The organism is Streptomyces sp. NPDC032745 (assembly GCF_055579465.1).
Genome location: NZ_JBVING010000006.1, coordinates 117,576 through 133,633 on the forward strand (window position 1 = coordinate 117,576; position 16,058 = coordinate 133,633).

Genomic DNA, 16,058 nt, shown 5'->3' on the forward strand with positions numbered 1-16,058 from the left:
TGGCCCCGGACCTGCCCGGGGTCGATGCCGGACCGCAAATGCGCTTCCATCGCCGCCAGTTGGAGGCGATGGCGCGAAGGCGGCGCCCGATGACCAAATCATGCAAGCATGCTTGATTGTTTTGCTGGCGGCTGCCAGTCTTCCCCTCACGCCGAAAGGGGAGCCCGCCGTGCTCGATCCGTCAGCTGTCGCCGTCTTCGCCGATCTGCGCGAGGAAGGCCTCGAACTCGAAACCCTGGTACGGGACCTGCCCGACGCCGGATGGGCCGGGCCCACCCCCGCGCCCGGCTGGACCGTCGCCCACCAGATCGCCCACCTGCACTGGACCGACCGGGCCGCGCTGGTCTCCCTCACCGACCCCGAAGGCTTCGCCGCCATGGTCGAGGAGGCGGTGAAGTCCCCCGATTCCTTCGTGGACGAGGGCGCGGCCCGGGGCGCCGCGCTGCCGCCCGCCGAGCTGCTGGACCGCTGGCGGGCCGGTCGCACGGCCCTCGACGAGGCGCTCGCCGCGGCCTCGCCCGACGCCAGGTTCCCCTGGTACGGGCCGCCGATGAAGTCCGCCTCCATGGCGAGCGCCCGCCTGATGGAGACCTGGGCGCACGGCCAGGACGTCGCGGACGCCCTCGGAGTGCGCCGCACCCCGACCCCGCGGCTGCGGCACGTGGCCCGGATCGGCGTACGGGCCCGCGACTACGCGTTCGCCGTACGGGGACTGCCCGTGCCCGCCGGGGAGTTCAGGGTGGAACTCGTACCCCCGGACGGCGGGGAGCCCTGGGCCTACGGCCCGCAGGACGCGGCGGACCGGATCACCGGCCCGGCGCTCGACTTCTGCCTCCTGGTGACCCAGCGAGCCCACCGCGCGGACCTGGCCCTGACCGCGACCGGCCCCGACGCCGGCCGCTGGCTGGACATCGCCCAGGCCTTCGCAGGTCCGGCGGGCCCCGGCCGCGCCCCGGGGGCCACGCGATGACCGGCCGCCGGCCGCTGCGCATCGGCAACGCCTCCGGGTTCTACGGGGACCGCTTCAGCGCGTTCGAGGAGATGCTGACGGGCGGCCCGCTGGACGTGCTGACCGGCGACTACCTCGCCGAGCTGACCATGCTGATCCTCGGCCGCGACCGGCTGAAGACCCCGGACCTCGGTTACGCCAAGACCTTCCTGCGCCAGCTGGAGGAGGGCCTCGGCCTCGCGCACGAGCGGGGCGTACGGATCGTCGCCAACGCGGGCGGCCTGAACCCGGCAGGACTGGCCGGCGCGATCCGCGCGCTCGCCGCCAAGGCCGGGGTCCCGGTGTCGGTCGCCCATGTCGAGGGCGACGACCTCATGCCGTTCGCGGAGGGCGCGCTGACCGCTAACGCCTACCTCGGCGGCGCCGGCATCACGGCCTGCCTGCGGGCGGGCGCGGACGTGGTCGTCACGGGCCGGGTCACCGATGCGGCCCTGGTCAGCGGGCCGGCGGCCTGGTGGTTCGACTGGGCACCGGACGACTACGACCGGCTGGCGGGGGCGGTTGTGGCGGGCCACGTCCTGGAGTGCGGAACCCAGGCCACCGGCGGCAACTACGCCTTCTTCACGGCGCACGACGTCCGGCGCCCCGGATTCCCGCTGGCAGAGATCTCCGAGGACGGCTCGTCGGTGATCACGAAGCACCCGGGCACGGGCGGGGTCGTCTCGACGGGCACCGTCACGGCCCAACTCCTGTACGAGACCCAGGGCCCCCGCTACCTGGGCCCGGACGTGACGGCCCGCCTGGACACGGTCCGCCTCGCGCCGGCGGGCCCCGACCGGGTGGCGATCACGGGAGTCGCGGGCGAGGCCCCGCCGTCCACCCTCAAGGTGGGGGTGACGCGCATCGGCGGCTGGCGCAACGAGGTGGTCTTCGTCCTGACCGGGCTGGACATCGAGGCGAAGGCGGCGCTCGTCCGGGCGCAGCTGGCCGACGCCCTGTCCCAGGTGGCCACGGCGGACTGGACCCTGGCCCGTACGGACCACGAGGACGCCGCGACGGAGGAGACGGCAAGCGCACTGCTGCGCCTGGTGGTGCGGGACCCATCCGCGGACCGGGTGGGCCGCGTGCTGACCTCGGAGGCCATCGAACTGGCCCTGGCCAGCTATCCGGGCTTCCACGTCACCACCCCGCCGGGCCCGGCCCAGCCGTACGGCGTCTTCACGTCGTCGGCGGTCCCCGCGACCTCGGTCCCCCACGTGGCGGTCCTCCCCGACGGCACCCGCCACCCGGCCCCCCGCATCCCGGACGCGCCGCCGGGCGCAGCCGGGTCGTGGGAGCCGGCCATGCCGCCCGGCGGCGCCGGAACGGGCCTGGCGGTACCGGGGACTTCAGCGCATCCGGCGGAGCCGGGCATTTCAGCCCGTCCGGCGTGTGAGGACCGGGGGTTCGGGGGCGGAGCCCCCTCCGGGTCCGGGGCGGAGCGCGCGGTTTCGGGAAGGGGCGGGGCGGGGGAGAGCCCCGCAGGGCTGCCCACCGGCACCGCACCGCCGGAGGCACGGGCGGGCACCACCCGCGTAGCGCTCGGCAGGCTCGTCGGCGCCCGCAGCGGCGACAAGGGCGGCGACGCCAACATCGGGGTGTGGGTGGAATCCGACGAGGCCTGGGAGTGGCTCCAGCGCACCCTCACCGTCGAGACCCTTCAGGTCCTGCTCCCCGAGACCGCAGGTCTCCCCGTCACCCGCCACCCCTTCCCCAACCTCCGCGCCCTCAACTTCACCATCCGCGGCATCCTCGGCGCCGGCGTCGCCTCCGCCCACCGCTTCGACCCCCAGGCCAAGGCCCTCGGCGAATGGCTGCGCGCCCGCCACCTGGACATTCCCGCCCACCTCCTGCTCACCCCGGAGGGGACCCGCTCATGACCCGCCTCACCACCACCGTCGACCCCCACGCCCCCGAGCACCTCGCCCACCGCGCCGCAGCCACCGCCCGTCTCGCCGAGGTCGACGCCGAGCACGCGAAGGCCCTCCTCGGCGGCGGCGAGAAGTACACGGCCCGCCACAAGGACCGCGGCAAGCTCCTCGCCCGCGAGCGCATCGAGCTGCTCCTCGACCCGGACACGCCCTTCCTGGAGCTGTCCCCGCTCGCCGGCTGGGGCAGCGACTACCCCGTCGGCGCCTCCATCGTCACCGGCATCGGCACGGTCGAGGGGGTCGAGTGCCTGGTCACCGCCAACGACCCCACCGTCCGCGGCGGTGCCTCCAACCCCTGGACGCTCAAGAAGGCCCTGCGGGCCAACGAGATCGCCCGCCAGAACAGACTCCCCTGCATCAGCCTCGTCGAGTCCGGCGGCGCCGATCTCCCCTCCCAGAAGGAGATCTTCATCCCGGGCGGCGCGGTCTTCCGCGACCTGACCCGGCTCTCGGCCGCCGGCATCCCCACCGTCGCCGTCGTCTTCGGCAACTCCACCGCCGGAGGCGCGTACATCCCGGGGATGTCCGACCACACCATCATGATCAAGGACCGCTCCAAGGTGTTCCTCGGCGGCCCGCCGCTCGTCAAGATGGCCACCGGCGAGGAGAGCGACGACGAGTCCCTCGGCGGAGCCGACATGCACGCCCGCACCTCCGGCCTCGCCGACTACTACGCCCTCGACGAGCACGACGCGATCCGCCAGGCCCGCCGGGTGGTCGCCCGCCTGAACCACCTCAAGCCCCGCCCCGATCCCCAGCCCGCCGAGGAGCCCAAGTACGACCCCGAGGAGCTCCTCGGCATCGTCCCGGCCGACCTCAAGACCCCCTTCGACCCCCGCGAGGTCATCGCCCGCATCGTCGACGCCTCCGACTTCGACGAGTTCAAGCCCCTCTACGGCACCAGCCTGGTCACCGGCTGGGCCACCCTCCACGGCTACCCGGTCGGCATCCTCGCCAACGCCCAGGGCGTGCTGTTCAGCGCCGAGTCGCAGAAGGCCGCCCAGTTCATCCAGCTCGCCAACCAGCGCGACATCCCGCTCCTCTTCCTCCACAACACCACCGGCTACATGGTCGGCAAGGAGTACGAGCAGGGCGGCATCGTCAAGCACGGCTCGATGATGATCAACGCGGTCTCCAACTCCCGCGTCCCCCACCTCTCCGTCCTCATCGGCGCCAGCTACGGAGCCGGCCACTACGGCATGTGCGGCCGCGCCTTCGAGCCGCGGTTCCTCTTCGCCTGGCCCAGCGCCAAGTCCGCCGTCATGGGCCCCCAGCAGCTCGCCGGCGTGCTCTCCATCGTGGCCCGCCAGTCCGCAGCCGCCAAGGGACAGCCGTACGACGAGGAGGCCGACGCCGGGATGCGCGCCTTCGTGGAGGCGCAGATCGAGTCCGAGTCCCTGCCGATGTTCCTGTCCGGGCGGCTGTACGACGACGGGGTCATCGACCCGCGCGATACCCGTACGGTCCTCGGCCTGTGCCTGTCGGCCGTCCACAACGCCCCCGTCGAGGGCGCCCGCGGCGGCTTCGGCGTCTTCCGGATGTGAGCCCGCACATGACCCAGCAGCCCCTGACGCAGCAGCCCCCGACCCGGCAGCCTCTGGCCTCCCTCCTGGTCGCCAACCGCGGCGAGATCGCCGTCCGTGTCTTCCGCACCGCGCGAGCCCTCGGCCTCGCCACCGTCGCCGTCCACTCCGACCCCGACGCCGACGCCCTGCACGTACGGGAGGCCGACGCGGCCGTACGCCTCCCCGGCGCCGCCCCCGCCGACACCTACCTGCGCGGCGACCTGGTCATCAAGGCCGCCCTCGCCGCCGGCGCGGACGCCGTCCACCCCGGCTACGGGTTCCTCTCCGAGAACGCCGGCTTCGCCCGCGAGGTCGTCGCCGCCGGACTCACGTGGATCGGCCCGCCGCCCGAGGCCATCGAGGCCATGGCCTCCAAGACCCGGGCCAAGGAGCTGATGCGCGCCGCCGGGGTCCCGCTCCTCGACCCCGTCGACCCGGCGGACGCCACCCCCGCCGACCTGCCCCTCCTGCTCAAGGCCGCCGCGGGCGGCGGCGGCCGCGGCATGCGCGTCGTACGCGACCTCGACACCCTCAAGGAGGAGCTGGAGGCCGCCTCCGCCGAGGCCCGCTCCGCCTTCGGCGACGGCGAGGTCTTCGCCGAGCCCTACGTCGAGCGCGGCCGCCACGTCGAGGTCCAGATCCTCGCCGACTCCCACGGCACCGTCTGGGCCCTCGGCACCCGCGACTGCTCCCTCCAGCGGCGCCACCAGAAGGTCATCGAGGAGGCCCCGGCGCCCGCACTGCCCGAGGCGCTGCGCACCAGCCTCCACGAGGCCGCCGTGGCCGCCGCCCGCGCGGTCTCCTACCAGGGCGCGGGCACGGTCGAGTTCCTCGTCGCCGCCGACGGGCGTCCGTACTTCCTGGAGATGAACACCCGCCTCCAGGTGGAACACCCCGTCACCGAGGCCGTCTTCGGCCTCGACCTCGTCGCCCTGCAACTGCGCATCGCCGAGGGCGCGGCCCTGCCGCTGACGCCCCCGGAGCCCGCCGGCCACGCCGTCGAGGCCCGCCTCTACGCCGAGGACCCCGCTCAGGGCTGGCGTCCGCAGACCGGAGTCCTGCACACCCTCGCCGTCCCCGGTGAGGTCCGCGTGGACACCGGCTTCGCCGACGGGGACACCGTCGGCGTCCACTACGACCCGATGCTCGCCAAGGTCGTGGCTCACGCCCCCACCCGGGCCGAGGCCGTCCGCGCCCTCGCCCACGCCCTGGCCGGAGCCCGCATCCACGGGCTCACCACCAACCGCGAGCTCCTCGTACGCTCCCTGCGGCACCCGGAGTTCGCCGAGGCCCGGCTCGACACCGGGTTCTACGAGCGGCACCTCGGAGCCCTCACCGAAGGCAGCCCGGACGCCACCCTGGCCGCGGTCGCAGCCGCGCTCGCGGATGCCGCGCCGGCACCGGACGCCCCGCTCGCCACCCGGCTCGGCGGCTGGCGCAACCTCCGCTCGCAGCCGCAGATCCGCTGCTACAGCGCGGGGGGCGCCGAGTACGAGGTCCGCTACCGGCCCGCCCGCAGCGGACCCCCGGAGCTCGTGGACCATCCCGGCGTTCGAGTCCTGGCCGTGCAGTCCGACCGCGTCACCCTCGAAGTCGATGGCGTCCGCCGGATGTTCCACGTGAAACGCAAATCGAACACCGAGAGCGCCGGAGCCGGACCCGGAGCCGCCGAGATCTACGTCGACTCTCCCCCTGTCCTGGGCGGGGGGACCACCACGCTCGGCGCGTACGCCCTCACCCCCGTCCCCCGGTTCGCCGATCCCCAGGACCGCACCGAACCCGGCTCCCTGCTCGCCCCCATGCCCGGCACCGTCGTCCGTGTCGCCGAGGGCCTCGCCCCCGGCGCCGCCGTCACCGCCGGGCAGCCCCTGCTCTGGCTGGAGGCCATGAAGATGGAGCACCGCATCGTCTCGCCCGCCTCCGGCACGCTCACCGCGCTCCACGCCACCCTCGGCCACACGGTCGAGTTCGGCGCCCTGCTCGCCGTAGTCCAGGAGGAAACGCCCGCATGAGCCCCGCCACCAGCGCCGCCGTCGTCGAGACCGAAGAACACAAGTCCCTGCGCGCCGCCGTCGCCGCCCTCGGGCAGCGCTACGGACGCGAGTACCTCGCCCGCGTCGCCCGCGAGGGCGGCCACCCCGACGAGCTGTGGGCCGACGCCGCCAAGCTCGGCTACCTCGGGGTCAACCTCCCCGAGGAGTACGGCGGCGGAGGCGGCGGCATCGCCGAACTCTCCATCGTCCTCGAGGAACTGGGCGCCGCAGGCTGCCCCCTGCTGATGATGGTCGTCTCGCCCGCCATCTGCGGCACGGTCATCTCCCGCTTCGGCATCGACGCCCAGAAGCAGGCCTGGCTCCCCGGACTCGCCGACGGCAGCCGCACCATGGCCTTCGGCATCACCGAACCCGACGCCGGCTCCAACTCCCACCGCATCACCACCACCGCGCGCCGAGACGGCGAGGAGTGGGTGCTGACCGGGCGCAAGGTCTTCATCTCCGGCGTGGACATCGCCGACGCGACACTCATCGTCGGACGCACCGAAGACGCCAGAACCGGAAGCCTCAAACCCTGCCTGTTCATCGTCCCCCGCGACGCCCCCGGCTTCACGCGCTCCGTCATCGACATGGAACTCCAGGCGGCGGAAAAGCAGTTCGAACTGGTCCTGGACGAGGTACGGCTGCCCGCCGACGCCCTCGTCGGCGACGAGGACGCCGGCCTGCTCCAGCTCTTCGCCGGGCTCAACCCCGAGCGCATCATGACCGCCGCCTTCGCCATCGGGATGGGCCGGTACGCCCTCGCCAAGGCCGTCGACTACGCGAAGACCCGCCAGGTCTGGAAGGAGGCGATCGGCGCCCACCAGGCCATCGCCCACCCCCTCGCGGCGGCCCACATCGACCTCGAACTCGCCCGCCTGATGATGCAGAAGGCCGCCCACCTGTACGACGCGGGCGACGACATGGCCGCCGGTGAGGCCGCGAACATGGCCAAGTACGCCGCCGCCGAGGCCTGCGTGAAGGCGGTGGACCAGTCCGTCCACACCCTGGGCGGCAACGGCCTCACCCGCGAATACGGGCTGGCCTCCCTCATCACTGCCTCCCGCGTCTCCCGCATCGCCCCCGTAAGCCGCGAGATGATCCTCAACTTCGTCTCGCACCAGACCCTGGGCCTGCCCAAGTCTTACTAACCTGGGCGGCTGGAACTCCCCGGCCGGGGGTGGGGACGGGGTGGGGTGGCGTCCGGGGCTAGAACGAGGTGATTTCGGCGCAAGGCCCTGTCCTGCAACCGGACGCCCTCAGGCGCCGAACATCGAAGCCCGCCCCGGACACCACCCCACCCCGGCACCGCCCCCGGCCACACCCGATCCGTCTGCACCGGCACCGCCCCGCCACCGGCACCCGGGCCCGCCGGGGCGCAAAGCCGCACGGTCGCAGCGCCGCCCCCACGATCCGCACAACCTCCGGAGGACATGGCATGACCCGCCCAGTCGGCGCCGCGCGAGCGCGTGGCGTCACCACCCTCACGCTCGACTCCCCGGCCAACCGCAACGCACTCTCCGCGGACCTCGTCGGCGAGCTGCGCAAGGCCCTCGCCGACGCGGCGGCGGACCCGGAGGCACGGGCCGTCGTCCTCACCCACACCGGCAGCACCTTCTGCGCCGGCGCCGACCTGAAGTCCCCCTGCGACCCGGCCGACTTCCTCGCCCTGCTCCGCGAGATCGCCGAACTCCCCAAGCCGGTCGTGGCCCGCGTCACCGGCCACGTCCGGGCGGGCGGCCTCGGCCTCCTCGGCGTCTGCGACATCGCCGCCGCCGGCCCGGCCTCCACGTACGCCTTCACCGAGACCCACCTGGGCGTGGTCCCGGCCGTGATCTCCGCGCCGCTGCTGCCGCGCCTGGACCCGCGCGCCGCCGCCCGGTACTTCCTGACCGCCGAGGCCTTCGACGCCGCCGAAGCCGTCCGGATCGGCCTGCTCACCCTCCACGGCGACGACGTGGACCAGATCCTCGACCCCGTCCTCGCCGGCCTGCGCAAGGCCGGCCCGCAGGCCCTCGCCGCCACCAAGGAACTGCTCACCGCCCCGGTGCGGGCCGTCCTCGCCCGCGACGGCGCCGCGCTCACCGAGCTGTCCGCCCACCACTTCGGCTCCACCGAGGCCCGCGAGGGCATCAGCGCCCGCTTCGAACGCCGGGACCCGTCATGGGCCCTGTGACCGACGCCGGCCCCGCGCAGGACACCCAGCCCGGGCCCAAGCAGGCCCGCAGCCGCGTCACCCGGCGCCACCTCCTGGAAGCGGCCGTCTCCTGCCTCGCCGAACAGGGCTGGGCCGGCTCCACCGTCGCCGTCGTCGCCGAACGCGCCGGTGTCTCCAGAGGAGCGGCCCAGTACCACTTCCCGACGCGCGAGGACCTGTTCACCGCAGCCGTCGCCTACGTCGCCGAGGAACGCTCCGCCGCCCTGCGCGACCTCTTCCAGGCCGGACCCGCCGCCCGCCCCGCCGTGGTCGAAGCCCTCGTCGACCTCTACACCGGAGCCCTCTTCCGGGCCGCCCTCCAGCTGTGGGTCGCCGCCTCCAACGAGGAGCAGCTGCGCCCCCAGGTCACCGAACTGGAGGCCCGCGTGGGCCGCGAGACCCACCGCATCGCCGTGGAGCTCCTCGGCGCGGACGAGTCCGCCCCCGGCGTACGCGAGACCGTGCAAGGCCTCCTCGACATGGCCCGCGGCCTCGGCCTGGCCAACGTCCTCACCGACGACACGGCGCGCCGCGCCCGCGTGGTCGCCCAGTGGAGCCGCATCCTGGACGCGGCCCTCGGCTGAGGCACCGCAGGACCGGCCGGACCGCAGGACCGGCCGTACCGCAGGACCGGCCGTACCGCAGGACCGGCCGTACCGCAGGACCGGCCGTACCGCAGGACCGGCCGTACCGCAGGACCGGCGTCAGACGTAGGGGGAGGCCGCCATCATGCCGACGGCGAGCGCCGCGAGCCCGTACAGGTCGAGGTGCCGCCACGGCGGCCTCCTCGCGACGCGCACGCCCTCGGAGCGCTCCGGCTTCCGCGGGTCGTACAGCAGCGGGACCTCGGCCCCCACGCCCGTGCCGGGCGGGCAGTCGCGCTCGCTCAGAATCCGCACACGGCCACGGCCGTCCGGAGGCGTATAGCGCAGGTGGAGCCGGGCGGAGCCCCCTCGCCCCGGCTGGAGCCGGCGGAAGCAGACCGCCGGGACCTCGACTCCGCGCCGCCACAGCGTGATGCGGAGGCGCAGTTGCACCATCGCGAACACCAGGACGCCGAAGGCGTTGACGCATGCACAGATCTGTTTCATCCGAGTTCTCCGGAAACGTCGGCGGGTGCCGCAGCCTGCCGGCTGCGGCACCCTGACCGGCGTACGGAGGATCAGGCCGTCTCGGCGATGTCGGCGTACCCGTCGATCTCGCGCGGGTTGCGCTGACCCGGGCCGATGTAGCGGGCCGACGGGCGCACCAGGCGGCCCGTGCGCTTCTGCTCCAGGATGTGCGCCGACCAGCCGGCGGTCCGGGCGCAGGTGAACATCGAGGTGAACATGTGCGCCGGGACCTCCGCGAAGTCCAGCATGATCGCGGCCCAGAACTCCACGTTGGTCGCGAGCACCCGGTCGGGGCGGCGCGCGTGCAGCTCCTCCAGCGCGGCCTTCTCCAGCGCGGCGGCCACCTCGTAGCGCGGCGCGTCCAGCTCCTTGGCGGTGCGCCGCAGTACCCGGGCGCGCGGGTCCTCGGCCCGGTACACGCGGTGCCCGAAGCCCATCAGCCGCTCGCCCTTGTCCAGGGCCTTCTTCACGTACGCCACGGCGTCGCCGCTGCGCTCGATCTCCTCGATCATGCCGAGGACGCGGGACGGCGCACCGCCGTGCAGCGGACCGGACATGGCCCCGACGGCACCCGAGAGGGCGGCGGCGACGTCCGCACCCGTCGACGCGATCACCCGCGCGGTGAACGTCGAGGCGTTCATCCCGTGCTCGGCGGCCGAGGTCCAGTACGCGTCGACGGCCTTGACGTGCTTCGGGTCCGGCTCACCGCGCCAGCGGATCATGAACCGCTCGACCACGGACTCGGCCTTGTCGATCTCACTCTGCGGCACCATCGGCCGGCCCTGCCCGCGCGCGGACTGGGCGACGTACGACAGCGCCATCACGGCGGCGCGCGCGAGGTCGTCGCGGGCGGTCTGCTCGTCGATGTCGAGCAGCGGTTTCAGACCCCACACGGGGGCGAGCATGGCGAGGGCGGACTGCACGTCGACACGGATGTCACCGGAGTGCACCGGGATCGGGAAGGGCTCGGCGGCGGGCAGTCCGGGGTTGAACGCCCCGTCGACCAGCAGGCCCCAGACGTTGCCGAACGAGACGTGCCCGACGAGATCCTCGATGTCGACCCCGCGGTAGCGGAGCGACCCGCCCTCCTTATCCGGTTCGGCGATCTCGGTCTCGAACGCGACGACCCCTTCGAGCCCGGGTACGAAGTCGGACATCAGGCGGCTCCTCAGATAGTGCGAACACGCGCGGCTCCCGGCGTGACTCGCGGTCCGGCGCGGTCATCCCCGTTGATGCCCGGCACGGCCGTCGGTCACCCGTGTGGGGACCTCCGGACCGGCCCCAAGATTTTGGCGGTTCCGGATGGCAGGCGGAAGCGTGACATACGGCACACTGCTGCAAGCACTCCTGCGGCAGGATGGCTGGCGTGACCGATCAGGACATTGACCCCGCCACGATGCGCAAGCAGTACCGCTCGGAGATCGTCCACGAGGAGAGCCTCGCCGAGGACCCCATGCGGCAGTTCGCCGAGTGGTTCCAGCAGGCCGCCGACTCGCACCTCTTCGAACCGAACGCGATGGTCGTCTCGACGGCGACCCCCGACGGCCGCCCCAGCTCCCGCACGGTGCTGCTGAAGCAGTTCGACGAGCGGGGCTTCGCCTTCTACACCAACTACGGCTCGCGCAAGGGCCGCGAGATCGACGCGAACCCGCACGTCGCATTGCTCTTCCCCTGGCACCCCATCGCCCGCCAGGTCATCGTCACCGGCACGGCCTCACGGATCGGCCGCGACGAGACGGCGGCGTACTTCCGCTCCCGCCCGCACGGCTCCCAGCTGGGCGCCTGGGCGAGCGAGCAGTCCCGGGTGATCGGATCCCGCGCCGAGCTCGACCGCCGCTACGCGGAGCTCGCGGAGCGCTACCCCGAGGGCGAGCAGGTCCCCGTCCCGCCCGAGTGGGGCGGCATCCGGGTCGTCCCCGACGCGATGGAGTTCTGGCAGGGCCACGAGAACCGGCTCCACGACCGGCTTCGGTACGTCCTCGATGACGGGAAGTGGCGCCTGGAGCGACTCTGCCCGTAGGAACGCAGACGACCCGCGGGCTCGGGTTTCTCTCCTGCAGTGAGAGAAGCCGGCCGGACGTACCGGCGAGCCCGCGGGTCGGGTGACTGCTTGGGATTGGCCGACGCTTACGTCGGCATCGCACTGGGTGCGTGGACGACGGGCGTCAGCCCGCAGTCACCTCGCTAGTCCGAGCAGAAATCACTTCGGAACACCTCCTTTCTCAGCGTGGCGTCAGCCTAGGACGGCGTGGGCCGGGCCTCAAGCGATTATTTCCGCGGAGATTTCGTAGGTGTAGCCGTCAGCGCGCTGCAGCAGCCTCAGGTTCCCGTGGCTGACATCGAACCTGCAGGTCGCGGTGGTCAGCCGATGTTGGCCACTGGCGCGCACAGCGATCTTCCCGACCCTGCGGCCCCGCCATTTGCCCCTCGGGACGTCGGCCTGCACAAGATCGCCGGTGGCGAAGCCGTGGTGCCGCTTCACCCGGCTGCGGAGCAGCCGCGGAAAGCCGTGGCGGTCGGGGGTGGTCCGAGCGTAGGAGCCACGGCCGGTGGACGTGACCGCCAGCACCTGCTCCGGGATGCGAACGACGGCGGCTCCGTTCTCGTGATCCAGATCTCCGGTCAGAAGCGCATCGAGCGTGTGGCTCTTGGGCAACCCCATTGCCTCGCGATTCCATCGTGTGCGGGCTCCGGACCAGGCGTGTACGGGCCGTCCCAAGGTCTCCAGTGCCTCGACCAGCCGATAGCGGGTGGCGTTCATCGCGGCCGCGTCGTGAAGGTCTGCCTGTGCCTGCAACATGAGCCGGCGGAGCCGGACCGGCTGGCCGGCGAGAAACTCCTCGACCGGAAGGGTCCCTTTGGCGCTGTTGCAGGGGACGCAGGCGAGGGTCAGGTTCGAGGTCCGTCCGGAGCCGCCGCGGCTCCGCGGGCGGATGTGCTCGACGTTCAGCGGCACGCCGGAGGCGCCGCAGTACGCGCACGCCCGTTTCCACTTGTCGAGCAGGTACGCGCGGATCTCGGCTCCCGCGCGTGTACCTCGCCGGTAGTCGACACCTGCGATGGCGCAGGTGTCGAATGCCACCCGCTCCACGTGAAGGGCGTTGACGGGTGCGTACCGGCACAGGCGGCGCACGAGGGACAGTGTGGAGTCCACGCGGTGCCGCAGGGAGGGCGGGAGCCAGCCCTCGGGCCTGGTGCGGTTCCGATTCCGCGGGGCGCGGTAGCGGAGGTTGGCCGAGCGGCGGCGACGGCGGTATCCCGCGCGTCGCAGCATCCCGTCACGGATCTGCCCGCCGCGGTGGCGGAGCTCGACCGCCAGCAACCCCCGGCGGACGGCGACGGCCGCGCCGCCCTCGCCGCCTGCCTGGATCCGGTCCTCGGTCAGGGCGATGCCGGTCTTCCTGGACCCGGGGTCGATGCGGACCTCCACGCCGTCCACGTCGGATTCGCCGAGGGTCCGACGCGTAAGCCGGATGACGAATGGCGCGCGGCGGGCGACCACGGCCCGCCCGCTGCCGAGCAGCTCCCGGGCTCGGCGCCCCGCCGTGCGGCGGGGAGTCCGTGAGCCGTTTCGTCCCTGCTCCCAGGGGTGTCTGCTCCCACGGATTCCAGAGCGGGCTGCTGAGGAAGCACAGCCCGGTGGGTCTTCTCGCCTGCAGGAAACGTAGCCATCGATGCACACCCATCTGATCGGTGATCGTGATGACTGGAGCTGGCCACTCGGTTCTGTATGGAGCGAGCGGCCTCCCTTCTCGTGCGGTTGCCACGCTAGGCGGTGGCGGATTCGGGAGTCGCGGCGCCGTAACCGGCATCCCTCGAACGTGTGTCACGGGTGCACGATGAAAGCTCGGGACGGCTGTTTTCGGGAATGCGGTGTGGGCTGCGTCACGTTCCAGTTGAATGATCTGACGTGCCGCACACGCGAACACCTGCAGGGGGTGCCAGGTGAGTGCTTCCGGACGGAGTGAGACCACCGACGATCTGCTCGCAGCGCTGCTGGACGGGATGGACGCGGCCTTGTGCGCGTTCGACGCCGACGGCGTGATCACGCACTGGAACCGCGAGGCCGAGCGGATCCTCGGCTGGACCGCCGCCGAGGCGGTGGGGCGCAAGGGGTTCGCCGGGTGGGCCGTGCGTGCCGCCGATGCGCAGGACGTCGAGGAGCGGCTGATGGCCGCCCAGGACGTGCCCGGGCGGCAGGTGCACGAGTTCGCGCTGCTGACCAAGGAGGGCGGCCGGGTGCTCGTACGGACCCAGTCCGCCGGGGTGCCCGGGGCGGACGGGAAGCCCGCCGGGGTGTACTGCGCGTTCAGCGAGGTGCACGCGCAGATCGACCTGGAGCGGTCCATCGCGCTCAGCGAGGCGCTGATGGACGACGCCTCGTGGGGTGTCGTTCTCGTCGACGTGGATCTGCGGCCCGCCGTGGTCAACGCGCACGCCGCCCGCGCCTTCGGATCGGGGCGCACCGCGCTGCTCGGGCGGCCGCTGGGGGAGCTGCTGGCCCAGGGCGTCGAGGAGCTGGAGGGCGCGCTCCAGCACGTGCTCGCCGACGGGTCCCCGCCGGCGCCCGTGGAGCTTTGGGTGTCCGTGCGCACGCCGGAGGGGGTGCGGCGGCGGTGCTGGCGGTCCGGGTTCCTGCGGCTGGGGTCCCCGCTGGCGGAGGAGCCGGTGCCGCTCGGGGTCGGCTGGCTGTTCCAGGACATCACCGAGGCCCGGCAGGCCTCGCTGGACACGGCGCAGCTGCGGTTCCGCTCCGGCCAGCTGCACCGTTCGGGCCGGGCGGCCGCCGAGTGCGAGGACCCGGCCGAGGCGGCCGCCGTACGACTGGACTTCGCCCTCGCCGGCTTCGCGGAGCACGCGCTGCTCGACGTACTGGAGCAGTCGGCCGACCCGGACCGCCAGCGCCTCGTACGGACGGCCGCCTCGCCGCCGCTGCTGCCCGGGGCGGGGGCGAGCCAAGCGCGGTACGAGCCCGGGCATCCGGCGCTGCAGGCGCTGGACCGGATCGGCTCGGTGCGCACCAGTGCCCCGCGGGGGGAGGCGGCCGCGGGCTGGGCGCGGGACCGGCAGTGGCCGGAGGACGCGGCGCACGTGCTGTGTACGGTGCTGCGCAGCCGCGGGCGGACCCTGGGGGCGCTGACCTTCGTACGGGGCGCTTCGCGGGCCGCCTTCGAGCAGGCGGACGCGGCGTACGCGGAGGAGGTGGCGGCCCGGGTCGCGGCCGATCTCGACCTGGCCGCCTGGCCCCGCACCCCCGGTGCGGGATTATCGACGCCCTGAGCGGCCGGTCAGTGGCGGAAGAAGATCCGGTCGCCGTACTCCTGGAGGACGCGGCCGTTCCATTCGTGGCCGCCGTCGACGTTGCCGGAGCGCAGCAGCGGGGGCTCCATCCCGCGGGCGGCGAGCTCGCCGGCGGCCGCCGCCATCACGGCCTGCATGATCGCGCTGGTCACGACGGTGGAGGCGGGCGCGAAGGGCGCGTCGATGCCGTCGAGGCTCAGTTCGGCGTCGCCGACCGCGATCTTGCTGTCGAGGACGATGTCGCAGTGGTCCTTCAGGAAGGTGCCCGAGACGTGCCGCGACTTGGTCTCCGTCGCGTACGCCACGGAGGTCACGCCGATGACCTTCAGGCCGATGGCGCGGGCGTTCATGGCCATCTCGACCGGCAGGGCGTTGCGCCCGGAGAGGGAGATGATCACGAGGACGTCGCCGTCGGCGGCCGGGCTGCTGTCGAGGACGGCCCCGGCGAGGCCGTCGACCCGCTCCAGGGCGCTGCCGAGGGTGGCGGGCATGACGTCGACGCCGACGGTGCCGGGGACCGCGAGGAAGTTCACCAGGGCGAGTCCGCCGGCCCGGTAGACCACGTCCTGGGCGGGGAGCGAGGAGTGGCCGGCGCCGAAGGCGAAGAGCCGGTTCCCGGCGGCGACGGCGTCGGCGATCGCGGCGCCTGCGTCGGCGATGTGCGCGGCCTCCTCGTCGCGCACCCGCTGCAGGAGCCCGATCGCGGCGTCGAGGAACTGACCGGCCAGCTTGCTCTCGCTCATACGCCGATGGCCCTTCCAGAGGTGGGGTTCGTCCGTGTCCGCCGCTCACCGTGCGGTCTGGACCAAGGGCGTGTCAATACGAACGTCAACGGATGTCCCGGGCAGGGCTTGACGTCCGGCACGGGACGGTTGTCCGCGCGATGCGTCAGAATTGGGGGCAGGGCCAGCGCACGATATCCGAGGGGCAC

Annotated in this window: 13 protein-coding genes; 9 read left to right on the forward strand and 4 right to left on the reverse strand. The window is 73.2% G+C overall.

Annotation, left to right across the window (positions count from 1 at the left end; all coding sequences use genetic code 11):
- Positions 1-169: 169 nt before the first annotated feature.
- From ACZ5WG_RS17575 to ACZ5WG_RS17605, 7 genes are all read left to right on the forward strand, one after another.
- Positions 170-970: a TIGR03084 family metal-binding protein gene (locus ACZ5WG_RS17575; RefSeq protein ID WP_468724086.1), complete on the forward strand. Its 801-nt coding sequence runs from the start codon at positions 170-172 to the stop codon at positions 968-970.
- Positions 967-2,868, forward strand: coding sequence for an acyclic terpene utilization AtuA family protein (locus ACZ5WG_RS17580; RefSeq protein WP_468724087.1), 1,902 nt, complete (start codon positions 967-969; stop codon positions 2,866-2,868). Before ACZ5WG_RS17575 ends, ACZ5WG_RS17580 begins: the two co-directional genes overlap by 4 nt.
- Positions 2,865-4,463, forward strand: coding sequence for an acyl-CoA carboxylase subunit beta (locus ACZ5WG_RS17585; RefSeq protein WP_468724088.1), 1,599 nt, complete (start codon positions 2,865-2,867; stop codon positions 4,461-4,463). Before ACZ5WG_RS17580 ends, ACZ5WG_RS17585 begins: the two co-directional genes overlap by 4 nt.
- Positions 4,464-4,471: 8 nt before the next feature.
- Positions 4,472-6,496, forward strand: a complete 2,025-nt coding sequence (locus ACZ5WG_RS17590; RefSeq protein ID WP_468724090.1) for an ATP-binding protein — start codon at positions 4,472-4,474, stop codon at positions 6,494-6,496.
- On the forward strand, positions 6,493-7,668 hold the full coding sequence (locus ACZ5WG_RS17595) for an acyl-CoA dehydrogenase family protein (protein WP_468724092.1): 1,176 nt from the start codon (positions 6,493-6,495) through the stop codon (positions 7,666-7,668). Before ACZ5WG_RS17590 ends, ACZ5WG_RS17595 begins: the two co-directional genes overlap by 4 nt.
- Positions 7,669-7,955: 287 nt before the next feature.
- Complete coding sequence (locus tag ACZ5WG_RS17600) at positions 7,956-8,693, forward strand: enoyl-CoA hydratase family protein (protein ID WP_468724094.1); 738 nt, start codon at positions 7,956-7,958, stop codon at positions 8,691-8,693.
- Complete coding sequence (locus ACZ5WG_RS17605; protein WP_468724095.1) at positions 8,681-9,298, forward strand: TetR/AcrR family transcriptional regulator; 618 nt, start codon at positions 8,681-8,683, stop codon at positions 9,296-9,298. Before ACZ5WG_RS17600 ends, ACZ5WG_RS17605 begins: the two co-directional genes overlap by 13 nt.
- A 120-nt stretch (positions 9,299-9,418) precedes the next feature.
- Here the strand turns inward: ACZ5WG_RS17605 and ACZ5WG_RS17610 are convergent, their stop codons facing one another.
- Both ACZ5WG_RS17610 and ACZ5WG_RS17615 read right to left on the reverse strand, forming a co-directional pair.
- Complete coding sequence (locus ACZ5WG_RS17610) at positions 9,419-9,805, reverse strand: DUF3592 domain-containing protein (RefSeq protein ID WP_468724096.1); 387 nt, start codon at positions 9,803-9,805, stop codon at positions 9,419-9,421.
- A gap of 71 nt (positions 9,806-9,876) precedes the next feature.
- Positions 9,877-10,983: a citrate synthase 2 gene (locus ACZ5WG_RS17615; protein WP_266666095.1), complete on the reverse strand. Its 1,107-nt coding sequence runs from the start codon at positions 10,981-10,983 to the stop codon at positions 9,877-9,879.
- Between the two features lie 200 nt (positions 10,984-11,183).
- Between ACZ5WG_RS17615 and pdxH the strand changes: the two genes are divergently transcribed.
- Positions 11,184-11,846 carry a pyridoxamine 5'-phosphate oxidase gene (pdxH, locus tag ACZ5WG_RS17620; protein ID WP_468724097.1) on the forward strand — a complete coding sequence of 221 codons (663 nt, stop codon included), beginning with the start codon at positions 11,184-11,186 and terminating at the stop codon, positions 11,844-11,846.
- A 240-nt stretch (positions 11,847-12,086) separates the two neighbouring features.
- On the opposite strand, the gene iscB is transcribed toward pdxH, so the two are convergent.
- Positions 12,087-13,508 (reverse strand): RNA-guided endonuclease IscB, encoded by a 1,422-nt coding sequence (iscB, locus tag ACZ5WG_RS17625; protein WP_468724098.1) that lies wholly within the window; start codon positions 13,506-13,508, stop codon positions 12,087-12,089.
- 263 nt (positions 13,509-13,771) lie between these two features.
- Here iscB and ACZ5WG_RS17630 point away from each other — a divergent pair, with 263 nt between their 5' ends.
- Positions 13,772-15,106 (forward strand): PAS domain-containing protein, encoded by a 1,335-nt coding sequence (locus tag ACZ5WG_RS17630; RefSeq protein ID WP_468724100.1) that lies wholly within the window; start codon positions 13,772-13,774, stop codon positions 15,104-15,106.
- Between the two features lie 8 nt (positions 15,107-15,114).
- On the opposite strand, the gene ACZ5WG_RS17635 is transcribed toward ACZ5WG_RS17630, so the two are convergent.
- Positions 15,115-15,870, reverse strand: coding sequence for an SIS domain-containing protein (locus tag ACZ5WG_RS17635; RefSeq protein ID WP_468724101.1), 756 nt, complete (start codon positions 15,868-15,870; stop codon positions 15,115-15,117).
- Between the last annotated feature and the right edge of the window lie 188 nt (positions 15,871-16,058).